This is a genomic window from Variovorax sp. OV329 (genome assembly GCF_900114785.1).
In the GTDB taxonomy this organism is placed as follows: domain Bacteria; phylum Pseudomonadota; class Gammaproteobacteria; order Burkholderiales; family Burkholderiaceae_C; genus Variovorax.
In genome coordinates, this window is sequence record NZ_FOUG01000057.1 from 1 (window position 1) to 1,292 (window position 1,292).

3 protein-coding genes are annotated in these 1,292 nt (G+C 68.8%); all 3 read right to left on the minus strand.

Annotation, left to right across the window (positions count from 1 at the left end; genetic code table 11):
* On the minus strand, positions 1-185 hold a 185-nt coding region (locus tag BM345_RS29530; RefSeq protein WP_139237686.1), incomplete at its 3' end, for a biotin carboxylase N-terminal domain-containing protein.
* 52 nt (positions 186-237) lie between these two features.
* Positions 238-1,038 (minus strand): enoyl-CoA hydratase/isomerase family protein, encoded by an 801-nt coding sequence (locus BM345_RS29535; protein ID WP_093387414.1) that lies wholly within the window; start codon positions 1,036-1,038, stop codon positions 238-240.
* An 11-nt stretch (positions 1,039-1,049) separates the two neighbouring features.
* Positions 1,050-1,292, minus strand: a 243-nt coding sequence (locus tag BM345_RS29540; protein ID WP_302847600.1) for a carboxyl transferase domain-containing protein, incomplete at its 5' end; no start/stop codon positions are given.

Below are 1,292 nucleotides of genomic sequence, written 5' to 3' on the forward strand. Positions count from 1 at the left end.
CGCAGGTAGCTGTCCCTGGGGGCGCTGCCGCCCAGATGGATGGCCTCGTCGCAGGCGCGCACGTGGTTGGCATGCGCATCGGCGTCGGAATAGACAGCCACGGTCTGGATGGCCATGCGGCTCGCCGTGGCTGCGACCCGGCAGGCGATCTCTCCACGATTGGCAATCAGGATCTTCTTGAACATGAAATCGGTATCCGAGGAATTCACTTGACTTAGGACAAACGACGCCGGCGGGTTATGCAGGCAACCAAGACGGCTTGCGCTTCTGCAGGAAGGACTGGACGCCTTCGCGTCCTTCGTCGCTCGCGCGGATGTCAGCGATGCCCTGCACCGTCTGCGCGACCAGCGCATCGTCGATCTCGCGGCCGGCCACGTCGGCGATCAGCTTCTTGCAGGCGCGCACCGCCGCCGGGCTGGCATTGCACAGCGCCTTGGCCAGGGCGTCGACCTTCGCGTCCAGCTCCTCGGCCGTGGCCACCTCGTGCACGAAGCCGATGCGGTGCGCCTCGGCGGCCGAGAAGCGCTCGGCCGTGAGGAAGTAGCGCTGCGCCGCGCGCACGCCCATGGCCTGCAGCACGTAAGGGCTGATGGTCGCGGGGATGAGGCCGATCTTCACCTCGCTCAGGCAGAAGTTGGCCGTGTCGGCCGCCACGGCCATGTCGCAGGCCGCCACCAGGCCCAAGCCGCCAGCATAGGCATCGCCCTGCACACGGGCGATCACCGGCTTGGGGCTTTCGTGGATGGTGCGCAGCATGGCGGCCAGGCCGGCGGCGTCCTGCGTGTTCTGCTCGCGCGTGAAGTCGGCGGCGCGGCGCATCCAGTTGAGGTTGGCGCCGGCGCAGAAGGCCGGGCCCCGTGCGCCCAGCACGATCACCCGCACCTCGGCCTTGCCGCTCACGTGGGCGAAGGCGTGGCTCAGCTCGCCGATGACCTCGTCGTCGAAGGCGTTGCGCAGCTCCGGACGGTTGAGCCAGATGCGGGCCACCGGGCCCTCGGCGTGCAGCTCCAGGGTGGAGAACATGTTGCTCGAGTTCATCTGCAAGGCCCTCACATGCGGAAGATGCCGAACCTCGGCTCGGGCACCGGCGCGTTGCGCGTGGCCGCCAGCCCCAGCGCCAGCACGCGGCGCGTGTCGGCCGGATCGATGATGCCGTCGTCCCACAGCCGCGCGGTGGCGTAGTAGGGATGGCCCTGGCGCTCGTACTGCTCGCGGATGGGCGACTTGAAGCCCTCTTCCTCTTGCGCGCTCCACTGCCCGCCCTTGGCCTCGATGCCGTCGCGCTTGACCGT

What these genes read in the sequence shown, in the direction of transcription:
- BM345_RS29535 (WP_093387414.1), bottom strand. Translation starts at nt 1,038, where the DNA reads ATGAACTCGAGCAACATGTTCTCCACCCTGGAGCTGCACGCCGAGGGC.